Source organism: Psychrobacillus sp. Z16_25, from assembly GCF_056856695.1.
Window position 1 is genome coordinate 395,374 of record NZ_JBXEOV010000001.1, and the last position, 17,170, is coordinate 412,543.

Below are 17,170 nucleotides of genomic sequence, written 5' to 3' on the forward strand. Positions count from 1 at the left end.
ATTGTGGTAAATTAGTTCTTTAGATGTCATAATAAATAATTATGATGACTAAAGAGGGGAAAATATGGATTTAAAGCTTGGTACAAATTTACTTCTAGAGCCTACTTTTAGCTCAAAAGCTGAAAAGTATCGTTGTAAGGTAGTTGATCAGGATAATCATTCTATTTTTATTAATTATCCAGTGGACACTTCTACCAACAAATCAGTTATTTTAACAGATGGGACACAGCTGAAAGTGACCTTTGTGGACGATACGAAGGCAGTGTATGCTTTTCCGACAGAGGTGCTAGGAAGAAAGCTAGGACAGGTTCCGATGATTAAGCTTTCCATACCGAACCCAACGGAAATCTTAAAAATTCAAAGAAGAAACTATGTGAGGATTGAGCATGCCCTAGACATCGCAATTGAATATGAGGGAGAAAAGTTTCAATTTATAACAGAGGATCTTAGCGCTGGCGGAATTGCGGTCATCCTAAACAAGGAAGTTAACTTTCATGACGGGGATAGAGTGTCTATTGTATTACCCCTTGCCTTTAACAATGGTGATATGAAATATGTCTTTTCTGATGCAAAAGTGATTCGCATCTGGGATAAACAGGATATTACGATTGCTTCTCTAGAGTTTATAGATGCAGACGATACGGATCAACAGCACATCGTCCGTTTTTGCTTTGAAAGACAGCTCCTTTTAAGAAAAAAAGGAATTAGTTAAAAGTCTGTATATACAGGCTTTTTTTTTTCATGTCGTTCTATGATAAAATATAGGCGAATAGAGTGGAGGAAATAAGAAATGAACAAACATATACAAATTGCCATTGACGGGCCAGCAGCGGCTGGAAAAAGCACGATTGCAAAGAAAACTGCGGAATTATTAGGATATACATACGTGGATACAGGAGCTATGTATCGCGCCATCACTTATAAGGCCTTATCCTTATCTGTTGATTTGGAGGATGGTGAAGAGCTCACGAAGCTTCTGAAGGAAACCTCTATTGAACTAAAGCCATCACCAAACGGACAGCTAGTATTCTTAGATGGTCAAGATGTTACGGATGAAATACGTTCCATGGAGGTGACATCTAATGTCTCTCTAGTGGCAGCCCACGCAAATTTGCGAGAAGAAATGGTTAGAAGACAAATAGAAATGGGAAAAAATGGACAAGTGGTCATGGACGGAAGAGATATAGGCACCAAAGTACTTACCAATGCAGAGCTGAAAATTTTCATGTCTGCTAGTGTGGAAGAAAGAGCACAAAGAAGATACTTAGAAAATCAAAAAAGAGGAATCGACATAAGTCTTGAAGAATTAAAGGAAGATATTGCGCGAAGAGATAAATTCGATAGTGAACGCGAGGCTTCTCCTTTAGTACAAGCGGAGGATGCGATCTTCATTGATACCACATCTTTATCTATCGATGAAGTATCTCAAAAGATTATGCAACTGGCAAAAGAAAGGATGGTGTAACTTGGAGCTTTATACTTTTGCAAAAACGGTGGTATATGCACTATTAAAGCCCATCTATCGTTTTGAAGTAATCGGTGCAGAGAATTTCCCGAAGGAAGGTGGAATCTTACTTTGCGCAAATCACATAGATAATCTTGACCCTCCAGTGGTTGGTATTAATGCTCCTCGACCAGTGAATTTTATGGCGAAAGAAGAGCTATTTCATGTACCTATTCTGAAGTCTATATTACCGGGAGTTCGTGCTTTTCCAGTGAAGCGAGGGTTGAGTGATCGTGATGCTCTCCGCAAAGCATTAAAGCTACTAAAGGACGGAGAGGTAGTAGGGTTATTCCCTGAAGGTACGCGCAGTAAAGATGGAAAGCTTGGAAAGGGTTTTAGTGGAGCAGGCTTTTTCGCATTAAGAGGAAATGCAAATGTGGTACCTTGCGCAATAATTGGACCTTACAAGCCATTTAAGCGTTTAAAGGTCGTTTATGGGGATGTAATTGATATGGAGCCCTATCGTGAAAGAAAGGCAAGTGCCGACGAAGTAACGGAGGTTATCATGGAGCACATCCAAAAATTATTAGACCAGCACAAAAGAGATAATTGAAAATTTTTAAAAGTAAAGGGCTTCTTTTTGTATTTCTGGACTAGTTGGCATAAAATAATACTGAGACGCTGTGAAGGAGGAATATCATATGTCAGAAGAAATGAACTTAAACACGCAAGAGTTTAAAGAAGGAGATCTAGTGAAAGCAACGGTTGCACAAGTAGATGATAAATCCGTAATCGTTTCAATTGAAGGTGCACCTTTCGATGGGATTGTTCCAATAAGCGAACTATCTAGCCTGCATATTGAAAAAGCATCCGACGCCGTTTCTGTTGGCGATACTTTAGAATTAATGATTACGAAGGTTGAAGAAGAAAATTTTGTTTTATCTAAAAGAAAAGTTGATGCTGAAAAAGCATGGGACCAGTTAGAAAGACAATTTGAAGCTGGAGAAATCATTGAAACAGAAGTAAAAGAGGTTGTTAAGGGAGGATTAGTAGTAGATCTTGGCGTACGAGGATTTATACCAGCATCCTTAATCGAAGATCATTTCGTAGAATCCTTTGATGACTATAAAGGAAAAACATTAACCTTCAAGATTGTGGAGCTAGAAAAAGATAAAAACCGTCTGATTCTGTCTCATAAAGCAGTAGTGGAGGACGAAAAATCCTTATCGAAAAGCCAAACCCTAAGCTCTCTAAAACCAGGAGATGTGTTAACTGGAACAGTACAACGAATCGCTTCCTTTGGTGCTTTCGTAGATATCGGCGGAGTAGATGGACTTGTTCATATCTCTCAGATTTCACATGAACACTTAAGCAACGTTAGCGATGTTCTAGCAGAAGGACAAGAGGTAAAAGTAAAAGTTTTATCTGTAGACCTGGATTCTGAAAGAATATCTCTATCTATTAAAGAAACGTTACCTGGACCATGGGTTGATATTGAGGAGAAGGCTGCTAAGGGAACAGTGCTTACTGGAACAGTTAAGCGCTTAGTTTCATACGGAGCTTTTGTAGAAGTGTTCCCAGGAGTAGAGGGACTTGTACACATTTCTCAAATCTCGCATAAGCATATTGGAACTCCACATGAAGTATTGCAGGAGGGCCAAGAGGTCGAAGTGAAGGTGCTAGAGGTTAATAGCGCAGAAAAACGTCTATCCTTAAGCATCAAAGATTTAGTGGAAAATGAAGAAGATTACAACCTAGAGGACTACCAAGCACCAGAGGAATCAAAAGGTTTCTCTATCAGCGATGTCCTTGGGGATAAACTAAAAAACTTTACGAATAAGTAAGTTGAAAAGCAAGCGATAGCTAAATCGCTTGCTTTTTTACATAGTAAAAAAGTATTCAGTCGCTAATCCAATCGTAATTGCTTTATTGCATTGAAAAAGCTTGGCCCTTCGAATCAATGTTGTAAAAATGGGTCACAATGTTGTAAAAACCGGTCACTATGTTGTAATTTCCACTAACAATGTTGTAATTATCAGTAGGAATGTTGTAAAAACGCTTGGCCCTCGAAGTGATGTTGTAAAAATGGGTCGCTATGTTGTAAAAACGAGCCACAATGTCGTAAATTTCAATGACAATGTTGTAATTTTCAGTGGGAATGTAGGAAAAACGCTTGGCCCTCGGAGTAATGTTGTAAAAACGAGTCACAAAGTTGTAATTTCCACTAACAATGTTGTAATTATCAGTAGGAATGTTGTAAAAACGCTTGGCCCTCGAAGCGATGTTGTAAAAATGGGTCGCTATGTTGTAATTTTCGCCGACAATGTTGTACTTTCGAACTCAAATATGAAGCATGCTTCCGTGAAAATATAGCTTTCATTACATTTAAACGCTTCTATGTTGTATAATACATTTTAGATGAAGTTGGAAGGATGAAATTAGAATGACAAAACCAGTAGTAGCAATTGTCGGTAGGCCTAATGTAGGGAAGTCGACAATCTTTAACCGAATAGTCGGGGAACGTGTATCCATTGTGGAAGATATCCCTGGTGTAACACGTGACCGAATCTATAGCTCAGCAGATTGGCTGACACATGAATTTAATATTATTGATACTGGTGGTATCGAGCTTAGCGACGAGCCATTTTTAGAGCAAATCAAACAACAGGCCGAGATTGCGATGGATGAGGCAGATGTTATTATCTTCTTAACAAATGGACGAGAAGGTGTGACGGATGCCGATGAATACGTGGCGAGAATCTTATATAAAACGAAAAAGCCGATTGTACTGGCTGTGAATAAAATTGATAATCCGGATATGAAAGAGATGATTTACGATTTCTATTCTCTTGGCATGGGAGAGCCATTCCCGATTTCTGGAGCCCATGGTCTAGGCTTAGGGGATTTATTAGACGAGGTTGCAAAGAACTTTCCTGAACAAGATGATACGGAGTATGGAGAGGATGTTATCAAGTTCTCTCTTATCGGACGACCAAATGTCGGAAAATCTTCTTTAATCAATGCTTTCTTAGGCCATGAGCGAGTAATCGTAAGTGATATTGCAGGAACTACTAGGGATGCAATCGATACAGAGTATACCTTTGACGATCAAGAATATGTCATGATCGACACAGCAGGTATGCGTAAAAAAGGAAAGGTGTATGAAACCACTGAAAAATACAGTGTGCTTCGTGCATTAAAGGCAATTGAACGCTCTGATGTCGTCTTAGTCGTATTAAACGCTGAAGAAGGAATTCAGGAGCAGGATAAGAAAATTGCAGGATACGCACATGAGGCAGGAAAAGGCGTTATTATCGTAATGAATAAATGGGATGCTATTGAAAAGAACGATAAAACGATGAATGAAATGACAAAATCGATTCGTGAGCATTTTCAATTCCTTGATTATGCACCAATCGTCTTTGTTTCTGCAAAAACGAAGCAACGAGTACATTCCTTATTCCCAGTTATTAATCAAGTGAGTGAAAATCACGCATTACGTGTTCAATCATCCGTTCTTAATGAGGTAATCGAGGATGCGGTTGCAAGAAACCCTGCACCAACAGATAAAGGGAAACGTTTGCGCATCTACTATGCAACACAGGTTGCAATTAAGCCACCGACTTTTGTTGTATTCGTAAATGAACCGGAGCTTATGCACTTCTCTTATGAGCGTTTCTTGGAAAATCGTATACGAGAATCCTTTGACTTTGAAGGAACTCCAATTCGTATTATTACTCGAGCAAGAACATAAAAAATTATACGTGCTGATGAATAGGTAAGAAAAGAGGGGGCGATAGAATGGAAAAGGTAACAGTATTAGGAGCAGGAAGCTGGGGAACAGCCCTTGCTATGGTGCTAGCCCATAACAACCATAATTGTCTAATATGGTCCATTAGAGAAGACCAAACTAAAGAGATAAATGAGTATAAAACGAACAAGCAGTACTTACCAGGAACGAAGCTGCCAGATAATCTGCGAGCGACTAGTGATATTCAAGAAGCGATTAGTCATTCTTCTACGATTGTTATTGCAGTACCTACGAAAGCGATTCGTGAGGTCTGCCAGCTTGTTGCGAAAACTGCAGATCAAGAAAAGCTAATTGTGCATGTTTCGAAGGGTATTGAGCCTGACACATTAAAGCGTATTACAGAAATGATAGAGGAAGAAATTCCACAACATCTAGTACAAGCAATTGTTGTTCTATCAGGACCGAGCCATGCTGAAGAAGTAGTACTGGAGCATCCAACAACCGTAACGGCTGCAAGCGTCAATATGGAAGCAGCGGAGAAGGTTCAGGATCTTTTTATGAATAAAGCCTTTAGAGTGTATACAAATGCAGATGTTATTGGAGTGGAAATAGGAGCAGCAATGAAAAATGTCATTGCTTTGGCTGCCGGTATTGTCGATGGGCTTGGATATGGAGATAACGCGAAGGCTGCCTTGATTACAAGAGGTTTGGCGGAAATTTCGAGACTAGGTATCAGTCTAGGTGCCGAGCCTTCTACCTTTGCAGGATTAACTGGTATGGGTGACTTGATCGTTACTTGTACTAGTGTTCATTCAAGAAACTGGCGAGCAGGTAACATGCTAGGGAAGGGTGCTAGTCTTGATGAGGTGCTTGAAGAGATAGGGATGATTGTAGAAGGTGTTCGAACAACAAAAGCAGCTTACCAGCTTGCAGAAAAGCAACAGGTCGATATGCCGATTACCCAAGCGCTCTATGGTGTTTTATTTGAAGGAGTACATCCTAAGGAAGCTGTTGATACACTCATGCATAGAACGAAAAAGAGTGAGCTAGAGGATTATAAAACGTTTTAAAATTGTCAAAAAAAGAGTTGTAGGAAAAATGCAACTCTTTTTTTCTGTGATATAATGCTATAAGAAAGGTGGGGGAACTGTTGCTACTAGTATCTTCAATGGATAAAATGTGGATCTCCTTCGGGTCGATGGGATGCATGTTTTTAGCGATGCTATTTATGTTTTTTGTGAAAACAAAAATACAAAACAGATTTTTGAAGTTTTTATTTGGACTCATTGCATACATACTGTTGTTCATAGGTTTTATTACGATGATTTATATCATCTTTAATCCAACCAAGGCTTAGTTAGGAGATATCAATGAAAAAATGTACCTTTTGTGTCTTATTAGTTATAGTGGCATTGTTAAGTGGTTGTGCATATAAAAGTGGCTATGAACCAGAAAATCTATTACCCTATGAGGATCAGATAAACTCCGTTCAAACAGCGGTGGACAGCTATCAAGAAACAAATGGTGGTCTCCTGCCTATTAAGACGAGAGATATGGAAACTGATCAATATATTAAATACCCGATAGACTTTAAAAAGATTATTCCTAGTTTTATGGCAGAAACTCCTCCCAATTCCTATGAAGCCGGGGGTATTTATCAATACGTCTTGATGAATGTGGATGAAGATCCAACTGTAAAACTAGTAGACTTACGCTTAGCTGATACTTTACGTGATTTGAACTCTCGCATTACCATCAATAAATATGGACCAATTGCCGAGCAAATTGCGGAGGGCGTGTATCGCTTAGATTATAAGAAAATGGGATACAAGACGGAGCCGTCCGTTCAAAGTCCTTATTCTGATACCCAGCTTCCACTCGTGGCATCAGGAGAGGGGAAAGTTTATGTCGATTATTCCATTGAGTTAAATCGAATGCTACAGGAAGCAGAAGAGAAACCGAAGCCAGGAGAAGATATTCGATACCTACTAACAGACAATTTTGCTGTTGTTCCTGCTTATTCCCTGCCATATACGGTTAATGAAAATAACGAGCCTATCTTTATGTTAGATAAGTAAAAAGAAACGTTTTATGCACTGTGCATGAAACGTTTTTTTTGTGCATATATTGAAGTGCGAAGAAAGGAGAGTACCCATGACGAGTAAACTGTATGAACAAATAGCGGAAAGAACAAATGGTGATGTGTATATCGGCGTTGTAGGTCCTGTGAGGGTTGGAAAATCTACATTTGTAAAAAAAGTAATGGAACTGGTTGTGATTCCAAATATTCTAGAGGAATCAGAAAGACTCCGAGCACAAGATGAACTTCCCCAAAGCTCCCCAGGGAATGTGATTATGACAGCTGAGCCTAAATTTGTCCCTGCCCACGGAACAAATGTATATCTGGGTGAGGAACAGCTACGGCTGCAAATCCGTTTGGTAGATTGTGTCGGCTATATGATTGATGGGATTAAGACGCATTCTGGAGAGGAAGGGCAGAAGTTAGTTCACACTCCTTGGCATAACGAGGCTATACCATTTGAGGATGCTGCAAGAATCGGAACAGATAAGGTAATCCGTGACCATTCCACCATCGGCGTAGTGGTTACGACAGACGGCTCTGTCAATAATATTCCGAGAAAAGCGGCGGAAACTGCTGAGAAGGAAATAATCGATCAGCTAAAGGAAATTGGTAAGCCATTCGTTATCGTATTAAATTGTAAGTTACCTGGGAACCTGGAAACCTTACAGTTAAGTGATGAATTACAAAGAGCTCATGGAGTTCCAGTTATTCCAGTAGCAGTGGATAGAATGACCGGAGAGGAAATTCAATACATACTCCAACAAGCACTCTTTGAATTTCCTATTACAGATATAGAATTAATGAAGCCTGACTGGACAGATGTGTTGGAAGAGGATCACTATGTGAACAATCAAATCAATACCTCTTTACAAGAATGGCTCCAAATAGTTTCCAAAATGCGTGATGTAAAGGAGCTAGCAGAAAAATTTAAAGAGGTTGCCTTTATACAATCATCGGAAGTAGTAGAGGCAAATCCCGGAAGAGGCTCGGCAACCATTCGAATTGATCTAAAGCCAGAGGTATTCCAAGAAGTTTGTGATGAATGGCTGGATGAACCGATTAAAACGAAAAAAGATTGGCTTTTATTTGTAAAAGGGGCTTCCACTGCCCGTAAAGAGTATGATCGATTTGCTGATGCGTTGGAGGCAGCCAAGTCCACAGGCTATGGAGTTTCGCTTCCGACTCTTGAAGACTTCCAGCCGTCCGCACCAGAAATTATTAAGCAAAATAATTTCTATGGAGTCAGCTTGAAAGCAAAGGCTCCTTCCTTGCACATTATCCGTATTGACATGGAGGCAGAGTTTGCACCTTTGCTAGGCTCAGAGTTTCATAGTCAGCAGCTGCTGAAAGACTTAAAGCATGGGTTCCTACATGACAGAGAGGCACTGTGGCAAACACAGGTATTTGGAAGTTCTTTAGTGGAGGTAATGAAGGAAAGCATCCGTTTCAAAACAGAAAGTGTAACTGGGGTTGCGAAGAAAAGAATGCGCCAAACAATTGAGCGGATGGTAAACGAAGGCGATCGAGGCATGGTCACATTTATTATCTAAGAATAGAGGTAGGCAAAAATATGTCCGACGACTTGTGCCAAACGGGAACTAGATAACCGTTTGGCTTTTTTCTATGGGAAAATCCAAGGAGGTATTAGGTGAAAATATATAATCACAAACTATTGATGGGATTTTTAGGGGTAATAGGGGTTGTGGCGATACTGTTATTTTCAAAAAATGAAGCTCGTTTAGCAGACCAAGCTGCCGAAAACGAGCTTAGGCACGCCTACGCAAATGAATTTTCCGTTAAATTAGAAAGTACAAACTTAACTTCCGATGTTTTACAGGGCGTCACCCAAAAAGGGTATGACCACAATGACTCACTTGGTTTTTTAGTAGAATCTCCAGAAAATCAGATGATCGCTGTTTATTTGAAAAATATAGAGGAAGTGGATGAAAAAGTCGTACATGATATACAAGAAATCGTAGATCTGGCTGCAAAGAACAACGGCTTTCACCCCTTTACTGTGGATGTACAAGTGTCAGAAAACAATTAACGCCAGATGAAATATGTCAGTATTTTGTCCGTTTCTGAATAAATATATTTAGGATGAATTATCGATCTTTGCGCTTTGTTTTTTGGGAAAAAATTCAGTAATGATGAACCAATAAGGCTAACACGCCATTGCTAATCTTTTTTGCTAAAGTTACGTAAAGATTGAAAGTTGGGCAATATTTATATAGTTGTAAAAATTCTTGTTATCCCTTATTCGTTCAGCTTTCAAGAGACCTTCGAACTCTCTTTCTTCCCTCCTTCCTAGACAGGGACATGAGAAAAAAGTCCCGATAATGCCTTTATTTCCGCTATTTTTTAGGAAACTTGCACAAACCAGCGTAATTAGTGTTGCGAAGGGTTTTACGTTGTGATACTCTTTTTACAGGTTAAAGCTATCTTCCTTGAGAGGAGGTGAATGGGATGAACAAAACAGAATTAGTGAACTCTGTAGCAGAAGCTGCAGATTTATCAAAAAAAGACGCTTCTAAAGCAGTTGACGCTGTATTCGAAGCAATCCAATCTGCTCTTGCAGGTGGAGACAAAGTTCAATTAATCGGTTTCGGAAACTTCGAAGTTCGCGAGCGTGCTGCACGTAAAGGACGTAACCCACAAACTGGTAAAGAAATCGACATCGCTGCTAGTAAGGTACCAGCTTTCAAACCTGGTAAAGCACTTAAAGATGCGGTTAAATAATTGATGTTGTACATAGGGCGGTTACTGTGAAGAATACTTCACGGTAGCCGTTCTTTTCGTTTTTCTATATAATATTATTTTGTGGCCAAGTTACAGGCAAAAGTTATTTCTAATATTGCTCTCGTATGCTAAGATACATACGATATGAGTTAGTTCAGGGGGTCAGCAGATGACGAATGTCGATCTGAAAAAAATAGAAGAAGCAGTAAAAATGATACTAGAAGCAGTTGGAGAGGATCCAGCGAGAGAAGGCTTGTTAGACACTCCTAAACGAGTTTCTAAAATGTATGCAGAAATGTTCGAAGGACTACATCAAGATCCGAAGGAGCACTTCAAAACAATTTTCCATGAGGACCATGAAGAATTAGTGCTAGTAAAGGATATACCATTTTTCTCGATGTGTGAGCATCACCTTGTGCCCTTTTACGGGAAGGCACATGTAGCATACATACCAAGGGACGGGGTAGTGACTGGTTTAAGCAAATTAGCCAGAGCGGTTGAAGTAACTGCAAGAAGGCCCCAGCTCCAAGAAAGAATTACGTCTACTATTGCAGATGACATAATGGAAATGTTAAATCCTCATGGAGTCTATGTCGTAATAGAAGCTGAGCATATGTGTATGACAATGCGAGGTATAAAGAAGCCAGGTGCTAAAACAGTTACCGCTGTTGCGAGAGGTATTTTGGAAGAGGATAGTATTAAGCGTTCAGAAATACTTTCTTTCATCCAAATGAACTAACACTTTTGTCTGATTCATAGATATTGTGTTATTATTAAAGAAGTATGTCGAATAAAGGAGCAGATCCAAAATGGCTAATTCAGATTATATCATCATCAAGGCAGAGGAAGATGGAGTGCATGTTATTGGATTAACACGAGGATCTGATACAAAATTTCATCACTCAGAGAAGCTCGATAATGGCGAAGTGATGATTGCTCAATTTACAGAGCATACATCAGCGATGAAAATACGCGGTAAGGCTTCAATCCATTCAACAAACGGCATTATACAAAGTGACTCAAAGAAATAAAAGCTTTAACGGATGGATGCATTAAGATTAACTGCAGTTGGAAATGGAGTAAAAGTGTATGAATGAATCTTTAATTACACAGCAACTAGAACAAACAAGAGAAGATATTTTTTCTTATATTAAATATAGCACCCTATTAATCTATACAGGGACTCCTATTATTGATGAAGATCGTTTATTTTTTACACTTCTACCTTTTTTTAACGAAGAAGACTGGACCGATACTCATCATACTTCAGCTATTGCAGTTTCTTTGATATTTGCAGCATTAGCTGCCCATGACCTAGTAAAAGAAAATAACGCTACCACGAAGGACCAGCAGCTACAAGTGCTGGCTGGAGATTATTATAGCGGGAAATACTATCAACTTCTTGCACGTACAGGGCAGATCGAGCTGATTCAGTCCTTATCTGATGCCGTATCCATCATTACGGAGCATAAGACGAGATTTTATGATTTGCAGAAGTATTCTTTTGATGAGCTTCTACATTCCATCGAATTGATTGAAAGTAATCCAATTGAACGGTTTATGGAGCATTTTTCCTTCCATGATTATGTGTTTTTCGTTAAGGAAGCATTGCTCATCATCGCTCTTAAGAGAGAACTAGAGGCTTATGAAAATCAGCAAGTCTCCTTTTATCTAACTCATTCAGAGGAGCTAGCAGCCAAAATTGGACTTATGCACGCTGAGGTGGAAATAAAAGAACAGAATCTCTTGCGAGATATCAGAAATTCCAAATTATTAAATGAAAACGTAAAGAATGCTATTCTAGAGCGGTTTCCGCATGTGCGCTCAAGCGTAGCTGAGAGAAGGTTTTAAAGTGGGAAAATCAAAAGAGCAACATGTACATGAGGTCTTTGAGAAAATCTCTACTAATTATGATTCTATGAACTCTGTCATCAGCTTTCAGCAGCATAAGCAGTGGAGAAGCGATACGATGAAAGCGATGCAGGTAAAAGAGGGCAGTGCAGCGCTAGATGTATGCTGTGGTACAGCAGACTGGACGATAGCGCTTGCAAGCGATGTAGGTCCAACAGGGATGGTAAAAGGATTAGATTTTAGTCAAAACATGTTAAACGTAGGAAAAGAAAAGGTGAAGGATCTTCCGCAAGTAGAGCTTGTCCATGGAAATGCAATGGAGCTTCCCTTTGAAGATAATACATTTGACTACGTGACAATTGGTTTTGGACTACGAAATGTTCCGGACTACGCTCAGGTCCTCAGGGAAATGACGAGAGTAGCGAAACCAGGTGGAATGATTGTTTGCTTAGAAACCTCCCAGCCGGATTCCAAGCTATTTAATGCAGCCTTCCGCTTTTATTTCCGATTTATCATGCCGATATTTGGAAAGCTATTTGCGAAGAGCTATAAAGAATACTCTTGGTTGCAAGAATCTCAAAAGGATTTTCCAAACAGAGCCGCGCTATCTAAGTTGTTTGAAGAGGTTGGGATGGTCAACGTTTCTAGTAAGCCATATAGTGGTGGAGCTGCTGCAAGGCATATCGGGTACAAAAAAGAACAATAAGTGGGAGAAGGTTTGGTTTTTGTGGATAAAATGAAATTAAGAATGCTTTATTCTGACTTAAAATCAGATTTAGAAGTCATTGAAAACGAACTGGCAACAGCTGTGAATTCCTCCTCTCACTTATTAAACGATGCTTCCTTACATCTACTACAAGCAGGGGGGAAACGAATCCGTCCTGTTTTCGTCCTTCTATCTGCGAAGTTTGGCAATTACACCATAGAATCTATTAAGCGCGTAGCGGTCACAGTGGAATTGATTCACATGGCCTCTCTAGTGCATGACGATGTGATTGACGACGCAGAAACGAGAAGAGGTAGAGAAACTGTAAAGTCCCAGTGGAACAACCGTGTCGCAATGTACACGGGCGATTTTCTATTTGCGAAAGCAATTAAATACATAACAGCAATAAATAATACATATGCTCATCAAGTCTTATCCAATACAATGGTCGAACTCTGTATTGGAGAGATTATTCAAATAGAGGACAAGCGTTTCCTCGAGCAATCTGTCCGAGATTATCTAAAAAGAATTAAAAGAAAAACCGCAATCTTAATCTCTGCAAGCTGCGAGCTAGGAGCCATCGCATCCGGTGCAGATGAGCAAACAATCAAAAGGTTAAAGAGATTTGGTTATTATGTGGGCATGTCCTTCCAAATCATCGACGATATCCTAGATATCACAGCCTCTGACAAAGAGCTTGGTAAACCAGCCGGAAGTGATCTACTACAAGGGAACATTACCTTACCGGTACTCTATGCAAAAAATGATCCAACCATTGCACCACTTCTGCTGGAGGCATTTGAAGGGAACATTTCGGATGAAAAACTTCAAATTCTATTAAATGAGCTTCGTTCCTCCGAAGGAATTAAACGTGCAAAGCAACTTAGTAATCGATATTTAGAGAAAGCTTTACATGAATTAAAGCAGCTACCCGCAAGCTCTGCGAAAAAATCACTGCAAAATATCGCATTATTTATGGGGAAACGTAACTTTTAATTGAAATTAGAAGATTACAATGATAGTATTTTTAACGGTGGAGAAATATTATCCAATTTATATTTGAAGGAGTGTCATGCATGGAAAGAACATTTTTAATGGTAAAACCTGACGGTGTACAACGTAATCTTATTGGTGAAATCGTAGGTCGTTTAGAGAAAAAAGGATTCCAACTAGTTGGAGCGAAATTAATGCAAATTCCTACTGAATTAGCTGAACAACACTACGGAGAGCACAAAGAACGCCCATTCTTCGGCGAATTAGTAGATTTCATCACTTCTGGACCAGTTTTCGCAATGGTTTGGGAAGGGGAAAATGTAATCTCAACAGCACGTTTAATGATGGGTGCTACAAATCCAAAAGAATCAGCACCTGGAACTGTTCGCGGTGACTTCGCTGTGACAGTTGGAAAAAATATCATTCACGGTTCAGATTCACCTGAAAGCGCTGTTCGTGAAATCGGCCTATTCTTCAAAGAAGAAGAGCTAGTATCTTACGCAAAAGACGCTAACAACTGGATCAACTAATAAGAAACATACCGCAGACCCCCGTGTCTGCGGTATTTTTTGATTATTAAGAAGGGAGGATATTTTCTAGGTTGCTAGCTAATTTACTTAATTGCAGTCTAAAACATCTTTTGGTATTTTTAATAGATTTAGATGCAAAATGCCGATTTGAGAGGATTCTCCTTATAGGATGCTTTTGATATTTAGCTGTAAAGCAGACTGGATTGGAAAGGGTTTAGCAGGAGATTTAGTTGTACAAAGTCTTAATTTAGTTGCACTTCTAGTAGATGTAAGTTGCGCTCACTCCTGATTTAGTTGCAAAACATGTATGGTTGCTCTCCTAGTCAAATGGGGGGATGGTGATGTGTGCGTATATCCAAACTTCTCACCTATGCTAGCTTAAAAGTAGTCACTCTCATGATGAGTTTAGTCACGTTCACTTCCAATTTAGTCGCTCTCCGTCCCCATTTAGTAACGTTCGCAGCCGATTTAGTCGCTTTCTTGCCCTATTTAGTCACTTAACGGAATTTACTGGAAACTCGTAAGCTTATATTATCCAATTATTTGGTGATAATTGCATTATCCAATTGTTACTTGCGCTGGGCAGTGGCTTACTTGCGATTTCCTGTTTCATTTAGTAACGTCCACTTCGACTTTAGTCACTCTCCATCAACATTTAGTCACGTTCGAAACAAGTTAAGTCACTCTCATCCCCCATTTAGTCACTTAACGGAATTTATTGGAAATTTATAAACTCGGATTATCCATTTATATGGTAATACTTGCGATTAGCCAAACGTTACTTGCGCTCGGCATTTGGTTACTTGTGGTCCGCACTCCATTACTTGCGATTTCCTCCATTTTACTTGCGATTGTCAACAGCATTAGCTACCCTCAACCCTTATTTAAACACCATTCCCTTGCCTGACCATCTCATCTCCATCAGGAAGCCATCACCATTCAACATATTTCTCTTTTATTTTGATATGTTCGAAACATTCGGTATACGATATACTTGAAATAGAAGGATTTGAAAGGAAAGGGTACGATGAATGATTATCTTCAATTTATAGAGAGTGTGAAGCGGAGGACGGGAATTGACTTAGGTGCCTATAAGGAAGCGCAGATGAAAAGGCGGCTGACGTCCTTGTATGAGAAGAAAGGATTTGAGAATTTCCAAGCGTTCTTTCAGGCAATGGAGAAAGACCGGGATTTGATGAATGAGTTTCTGGATAGAATGACGATCAACGTTTCGGAGTTTTTTCGGAATCTCAAACGGTGGGAAGTGCTAGATACAAAGATTTTTCCTAAGCTCTTGTCGACAAATCGCAGACTGAAGATTTGGAGTGCTGCTTGTTCTACAGGGGAGGAGCCGTATACGACAGCGATGGTTTTGTCGAAGCATGTTCCTTTATCCCAAGTTTCCATTAAGGCAACCGATTTGGATGAAAAGGCGATGGATCGGGCAAAGGTAGGAATTTATCCGGAGCGGTCCTTAGCTGAGGTGCCGGAGGAAATGAAGAAGAAGTTTTTTGAGCAGCAGAACACCTTTTATCAGGTGGATGAGGGGATCAAGCAAACGGTGACCTTTCAAAAACATAATCTTTTAAAAGATACATATGATAAAAATTATGACCTCATTATTTGCCGAAATGTGATGATTTATTTCACTGAGCAAGCAAAGGATGAAATTTATCGAAAGTTTAGTGAGGCTCTTCGTCCAGGAGGTATTTTGTTTGTGGGAAGCACAGAGCAAATTTTTAACCCTGCGAAGTATGGCTTTGTAACAGAGGATACGTTTTTCTATAGAAAAGAAAATTAACGACTGCCGCTTCAGAAGGGCAGTTTTCTTCTATACATTAATATGATATAGTAAAAAACAAACACTTTAGCGAGTTGAAGGAGGAAAGCGTTTTGCGATATTTAACAGCAGGAGAGTCACATGGCCCTCAACTTACAGCAATTATCGAAGGGTTGCCGGCACAATTAGAGATAACCGCAGAAGAGATTAATAAAGAATTAAAACGTAGGCAGGGTGGACATGGACGAGGCAGAAGGATGCAGATTGAAAAGGATACCGTTTCTATTACTGCAGGTGTTCGACATGGGAAGACGCTGGGTTCCCCGGTATGTTTGACAGTTACGAACGACGACTGGAAGCATTGGACGAAAATTATGGGCATCGAACCTCTTGGGGAGGATGAAAATCCAGAGGAAATAAAACGCCAGATTACAAGACCACGTCCAGGGCATGCTGACTTAGTAGGTGGAATGAAGTATGGACATCGCGATTTACGTAACGTTTTAGAAAGATCCTCTGCAAGGGAAACGACGATTCGAGTGGCAGCGGGAGCTGTTGCCAAGCAGCTATTAAAGGAATTAGGGATTACCGTGGTAGGCCATGTCACGAAAATCGGTGGCATACAAGCGAAGGATATCGCATCGACACTTTCACCTGAACAAATAAAAGAAATTGTAGAAAAGGATCCTGTCTATTGCTTGGATTCTGAAGCTTCAGAAAAAATGGTTGAAGCTATTGATGCAGCGAAGAAGGCTGGCGATACGATTGGTGGTGTAGTAGAGGTAGTGATTACTGGTATGCCAGCAGGTGTGGGAAGCTATGTTCACTACGATCGTAAGCTAGACGGAAAGCTTGCAATGGCTATGATGAGTATTAATGCGTTTAAGGGTGTCGAGGTTGGACTGGGCTTCGAAATGGCAAACTTATTTGGCAGCCAAGTACACGACCAAATTTCTTGGAATGAAGAAGACGGGTATGTTAGAGATACAAATCGACTTGGAGGAATTGAAGGTGGCATGTCTACTGGTATGCCGATTGTGATTAAAGGGGTAATGAAGCCAATCCCTACATTATATAAGCCACTTCAAAGTGTAGACATTGAAACTAAGGAGCCGTTTAAAGCAAGCATCGAACGGTCCGATAGCTGTGCTGTACCGGCAGCATCTGTTGTAGCGGAGAATGTGATTGCGTGGGAAATTGCTGCAGCTTTATTAGATACGTTCCACGCAGACCGAATGGATCAGCTGAAAAAAGAAGTCGCAGAACATAGAGCATATACAAAGGGGTTTTAAT

At 39.9% G+C, this 17,170-nt stretch carries 20 protein-coding genes; all 20 read left to right on the forward strand.

Annotated features, from left to right (window positions below):
• Positions 1–64 precede the first annotated feature (64 nt).
• The 20 genes from AC1VU3_RS01975 to aroC all read left to right on the forward strand — a co-directional run bounded on the left by AC1VU3_RS01975 (position 65) and on the right by aroC (position 17,169).
• Positions 65–712 (forward strand): flagellar brake protein, encoded by a 648-nt coding sequence (locus AC1VU3_RS01975; protein ID WP_480389532.1) that lies wholly within the window; start codon positions 65–67, stop codon positions 710–712.
• Positions 713–790: 78 nt separating this feature from the next.
• Positions 791–1,465 (forward strand): (d)CMP kinase, encoded by a 675-nt coding sequence (gene cmk, locus AC1VU3_RS01980; RefSeq protein WP_482982602.1) that lies wholly within the window; start codon positions 791–793, stop codon positions 1,463–1,465.
• Position 1,466: 1 nt separating this feature from the next.
• On the forward strand, positions 1,467–2,057 hold the full coding sequence (locus tag AC1VU3_RS01985) for a lysophospholipid acyltransferase family protein (RefSeq protein WP_480389534.1): 591 nt from the start codon (positions 1,467–1,469) through the stop codon (positions 2,055–2,057).
• Between the two features lie 88 nt (positions 2,058–2,145).
• On the forward strand, positions 2,146–3,288 hold the full coding sequence (gene rpsA / locus AC1VU3_RS01990; protein WP_480389535.1) for a 30S ribosomal protein S1: 1,143 nt from the start codon (positions 2,146–2,148) through the stop codon (positions 3,286–3,288).
• Between the two features lie 127 nt (positions 3,289–3,415).
• A complete protein-coding gene (locus tag AC1VU3_RS01995) occupies positions 3,416–3,817 on the forward strand; it encodes a hypothetical protein (RefSeq protein WP_482982603.1) in 402 nt (133 codons plus the stop codon).
• A gap of 70 nt (positions 3,818–3,887) precedes the next feature.
• On the forward strand, positions 3,888–5,198 hold the full coding sequence (gene der / locus AC1VU3_RS02000; protein WP_480389536.1) for a ribosome biogenesis GTPase Der: 1,311 nt from the start codon (positions 3,888–3,890) through the stop codon (positions 5,196–5,198).
• 47 nt (positions 5,199–5,245) lie between these two features.
• Positions 5,246–6,265, forward strand: coding sequence for an NAD(P)H-dependent glycerol-3-phosphate dehydrogenase (locus AC1VU3_RS02005; protein WP_480389537.1), 1,020 nt, complete (start codon positions 5,246–5,248; stop codon positions 6,263–6,265).
• An 80-nt stretch (positions 6,266–6,345) separates the two neighbouring features.
• On the forward strand, positions 6,346–6,552 hold the full coding sequence (locus tag AC1VU3_RS02010) for a DUF2768 domain-containing protein (protein WP_480389538.1): 207 nt from the start codon (positions 6,346–6,348) through the stop codon (positions 6,550–6,552).
• Between the two features lie 13 nt (positions 6,553–6,565).
• A complete protein-coding gene (locus AC1VU3_RS02015; RefSeq protein ID WP_480389539.1) occupies positions 6,566–7,273 on the forward strand; it encodes a hypothetical protein in 708 nt (235 codons plus the stop codon).
• Positions 7,274–7,349: 76 nt separating this feature from the next.
• Positions 7,350–8,828 (forward strand): stage IV sporulation protein A, encoded by a 1,479-nt coding sequence (gene spoIVA, locus AC1VU3_RS02020; protein WP_480389540.1) that lies wholly within the window; start codon positions 7,350–7,352, stop codon positions 8,826–8,828.
• A gap of 98 nt (positions 8,829–8,926) precedes the next feature.
• On the forward strand, positions 8,927–9,325 hold the full coding sequence (locus tag AC1VU3_RS02025; RefSeq protein ID WP_480389541.1) for a hypothetical protein: 399 nt from the start codon (positions 8,927–8,929) through the stop codon (positions 9,323–9,325).
• Between the two features lie 419 nt (positions 9,326–9,744).
• Positions 9,745–10,017 (forward strand): HU family DNA-binding protein, encoded by a 273-nt coding sequence (locus tag AC1VU3_RS02030; RefSeq protein ID WP_480389542.1) that lies wholly within the window; start codon positions 9,745–9,747, stop codon positions 10,015–10,017.
• 169 nt (positions 10,018–10,186) lie between these two features.
• Positions 10,187–10,756: a GTP cyclohydrolase I FolE gene (folE, locus tag AC1VU3_RS02035; RefSeq protein ID WP_480389543.1), complete on the forward strand. Its 570-nt coding sequence runs from the start codon at positions 10,187–10,189 to the stop codon at positions 10,754–10,756.
• A 70-nt stretch (positions 10,757–10,826) separates the two neighbouring features.
• Positions 10,827–11,048 (forward strand): trp RNA-binding attenuation protein MtrB, encoded by a 222-nt coding sequence (gene mtrB / locus AC1VU3_RS02040; RefSeq protein WP_480389544.1) that lies wholly within the window; start codon positions 10,827–10,829, stop codon positions 11,046–11,048.
• A 58-nt stretch (positions 11,049–11,106) separates the two neighbouring features.
• A complete protein-coding gene (locus AC1VU3_RS02045) occupies positions 11,107–11,868 on the forward strand; it encodes a heptaprenyl diphosphate synthase component 1 (protein WP_480389545.1) in 762 nt (253 codons plus the stop codon).
• A 1-nt stretch (position 11,869) separates the two neighbouring features.
• Complete coding sequence (locus AC1VU3_RS02050; RefSeq protein ID WP_482982604.1) at positions 11,870–12,574, forward strand: demethylmenaquinone methyltransferase; 705 nt, start codon at positions 11,870–11,872, stop codon at positions 12,572–12,574.
• A 21-nt stretch (positions 12,575–12,595) separates the two neighbouring features.
• Entirely contained in the window at positions 12,596–13,570 is a 975-nt protein-coding gene (hepT, locus tag AC1VU3_RS02055) for a heptaprenyl diphosphate synthase component II (protein WP_482982605.1), read from the forward strand.
• Between the two features lie 80 nt (positions 13,571–13,650).
• Positions 13,651–14,097, forward strand: a complete 447-nt coding sequence (ndk, locus tag AC1VU3_RS02060; protein WP_482982606.1) for a nucleoside-diphosphate kinase — start codon at positions 13,651–13,653, stop codon at positions 14,095–14,097.
• 1,027 nt (positions 14,098–15,124) lie between these two features.
• Entirely contained in the window at positions 15,125–15,898 is a 774-nt protein-coding gene (locus AC1VU3_RS02065; protein WP_482982607.1) for a CheR family methyltransferase, read from the forward strand.
• A gap of 92 nt (positions 15,899–15,990) precedes the next feature.
• Positions 15,991–17,169, forward strand: a complete 1,179-nt coding sequence (aroC, locus tag AC1VU3_RS02070; protein WP_480389550.1) for a chorismate synthase — start codon at positions 15,991–15,993, stop codon at positions 17,167–17,169.
• Position 17,170 lies beyond the last annotated feature (1 nt).

Bases quoted from the DNA above. Each gene is read 5' to 3' on its own strand.
- AC1VU3_RS01975 (WP_480389532.1), top strand. From the start codon at position 65: ATGGATTTAAAGCTTGGTACAAATTTACTTCTAGAGCCTACTTTTAGC.
- cmk (WP_482982602.1), top strand. From the start codon at position 791: ATGAACAAACATATACAAATTGCCATTGACGGGCCAGCAGCGGCTGGA.
- rpsA (WP_480389535.1), top strand. From the start codon at position 2,146: ATGTCAGAAGAAATGAACTTAAACACGCAAGAGTTTAAAGAAGGAGAT.
- AC1VU3_RS01995 (WP_482982603.1), top strand. From the start codon at position 3,416: ATGGGTCACAATGTTGTAAAAACCGGTCACTATGTTGTAATTTCCACT.
- der (WP_480389536.1), top strand. From the start codon at position 3,888: ATGACAAAACCAGTAGTAGCAATTGTCGGTAGGCCTAATGTAGGGAAG.
- AC1VU3_RS02005 (WP_480389537.1), top strand. From the start codon at position 5,246: ATGGAAAAGGTAACAGTATTAGGAGCAGGAAGCTGGGGAACAGCCCTT.
- AC1VU3_RS02015 (WP_480389539.1), top strand. From the start codon at position 6,566: ATGAAAAAATGTACCTTTTGTGTCTTATTAGTTATAGTGGCATTGTTA.
- spoIVA (WP_480389540.1), top strand. From the start codon at position 7,350: ATGACGAGTAAACTGTATGAACAAATAGCGGAAAGAACAAATGGTGAT.
- AC1VU3_RS02030 (WP_480389542.1), top strand. From the start codon at position 9,745: ATGAACAAAACAGAATTAGTGAACTCTGTAGCAGAAGCTGCAGATTTA.
- folE (WP_480389543.1), top strand. From the start codon at position 10,187: ATGACGAATGTCGATCTGAAAAAAATAGAAGAAGCAGTAAAAATGATA.
- mtrB (WP_480389544.1), top strand. From the start codon at position 10,827: ATGGCTAATTCAGATTATATCATCATCAAGGCAGAGGAAGATGGAGTG.
- AC1VU3_RS02045 (WP_480389545.1), top strand. From the start codon at position 11,107: ATGAATGAATCTTTAATTACACAGCAACTAGAACAAACAAGAGAAGAT.
- ndk (WP_482982606.1), top strand. From the start codon at position 13,651: ATGGAAAGAACATTTTTAATGGTAAAACCTGACGGTGTACAACGTAAT.
- AC1VU3_RS02065 (WP_482982607.1), top strand. From the start codon at position 15,125: ATGAATGATTATCTTCAATTTATAGAGAGTGTGAAGCGGAGGACGGGA.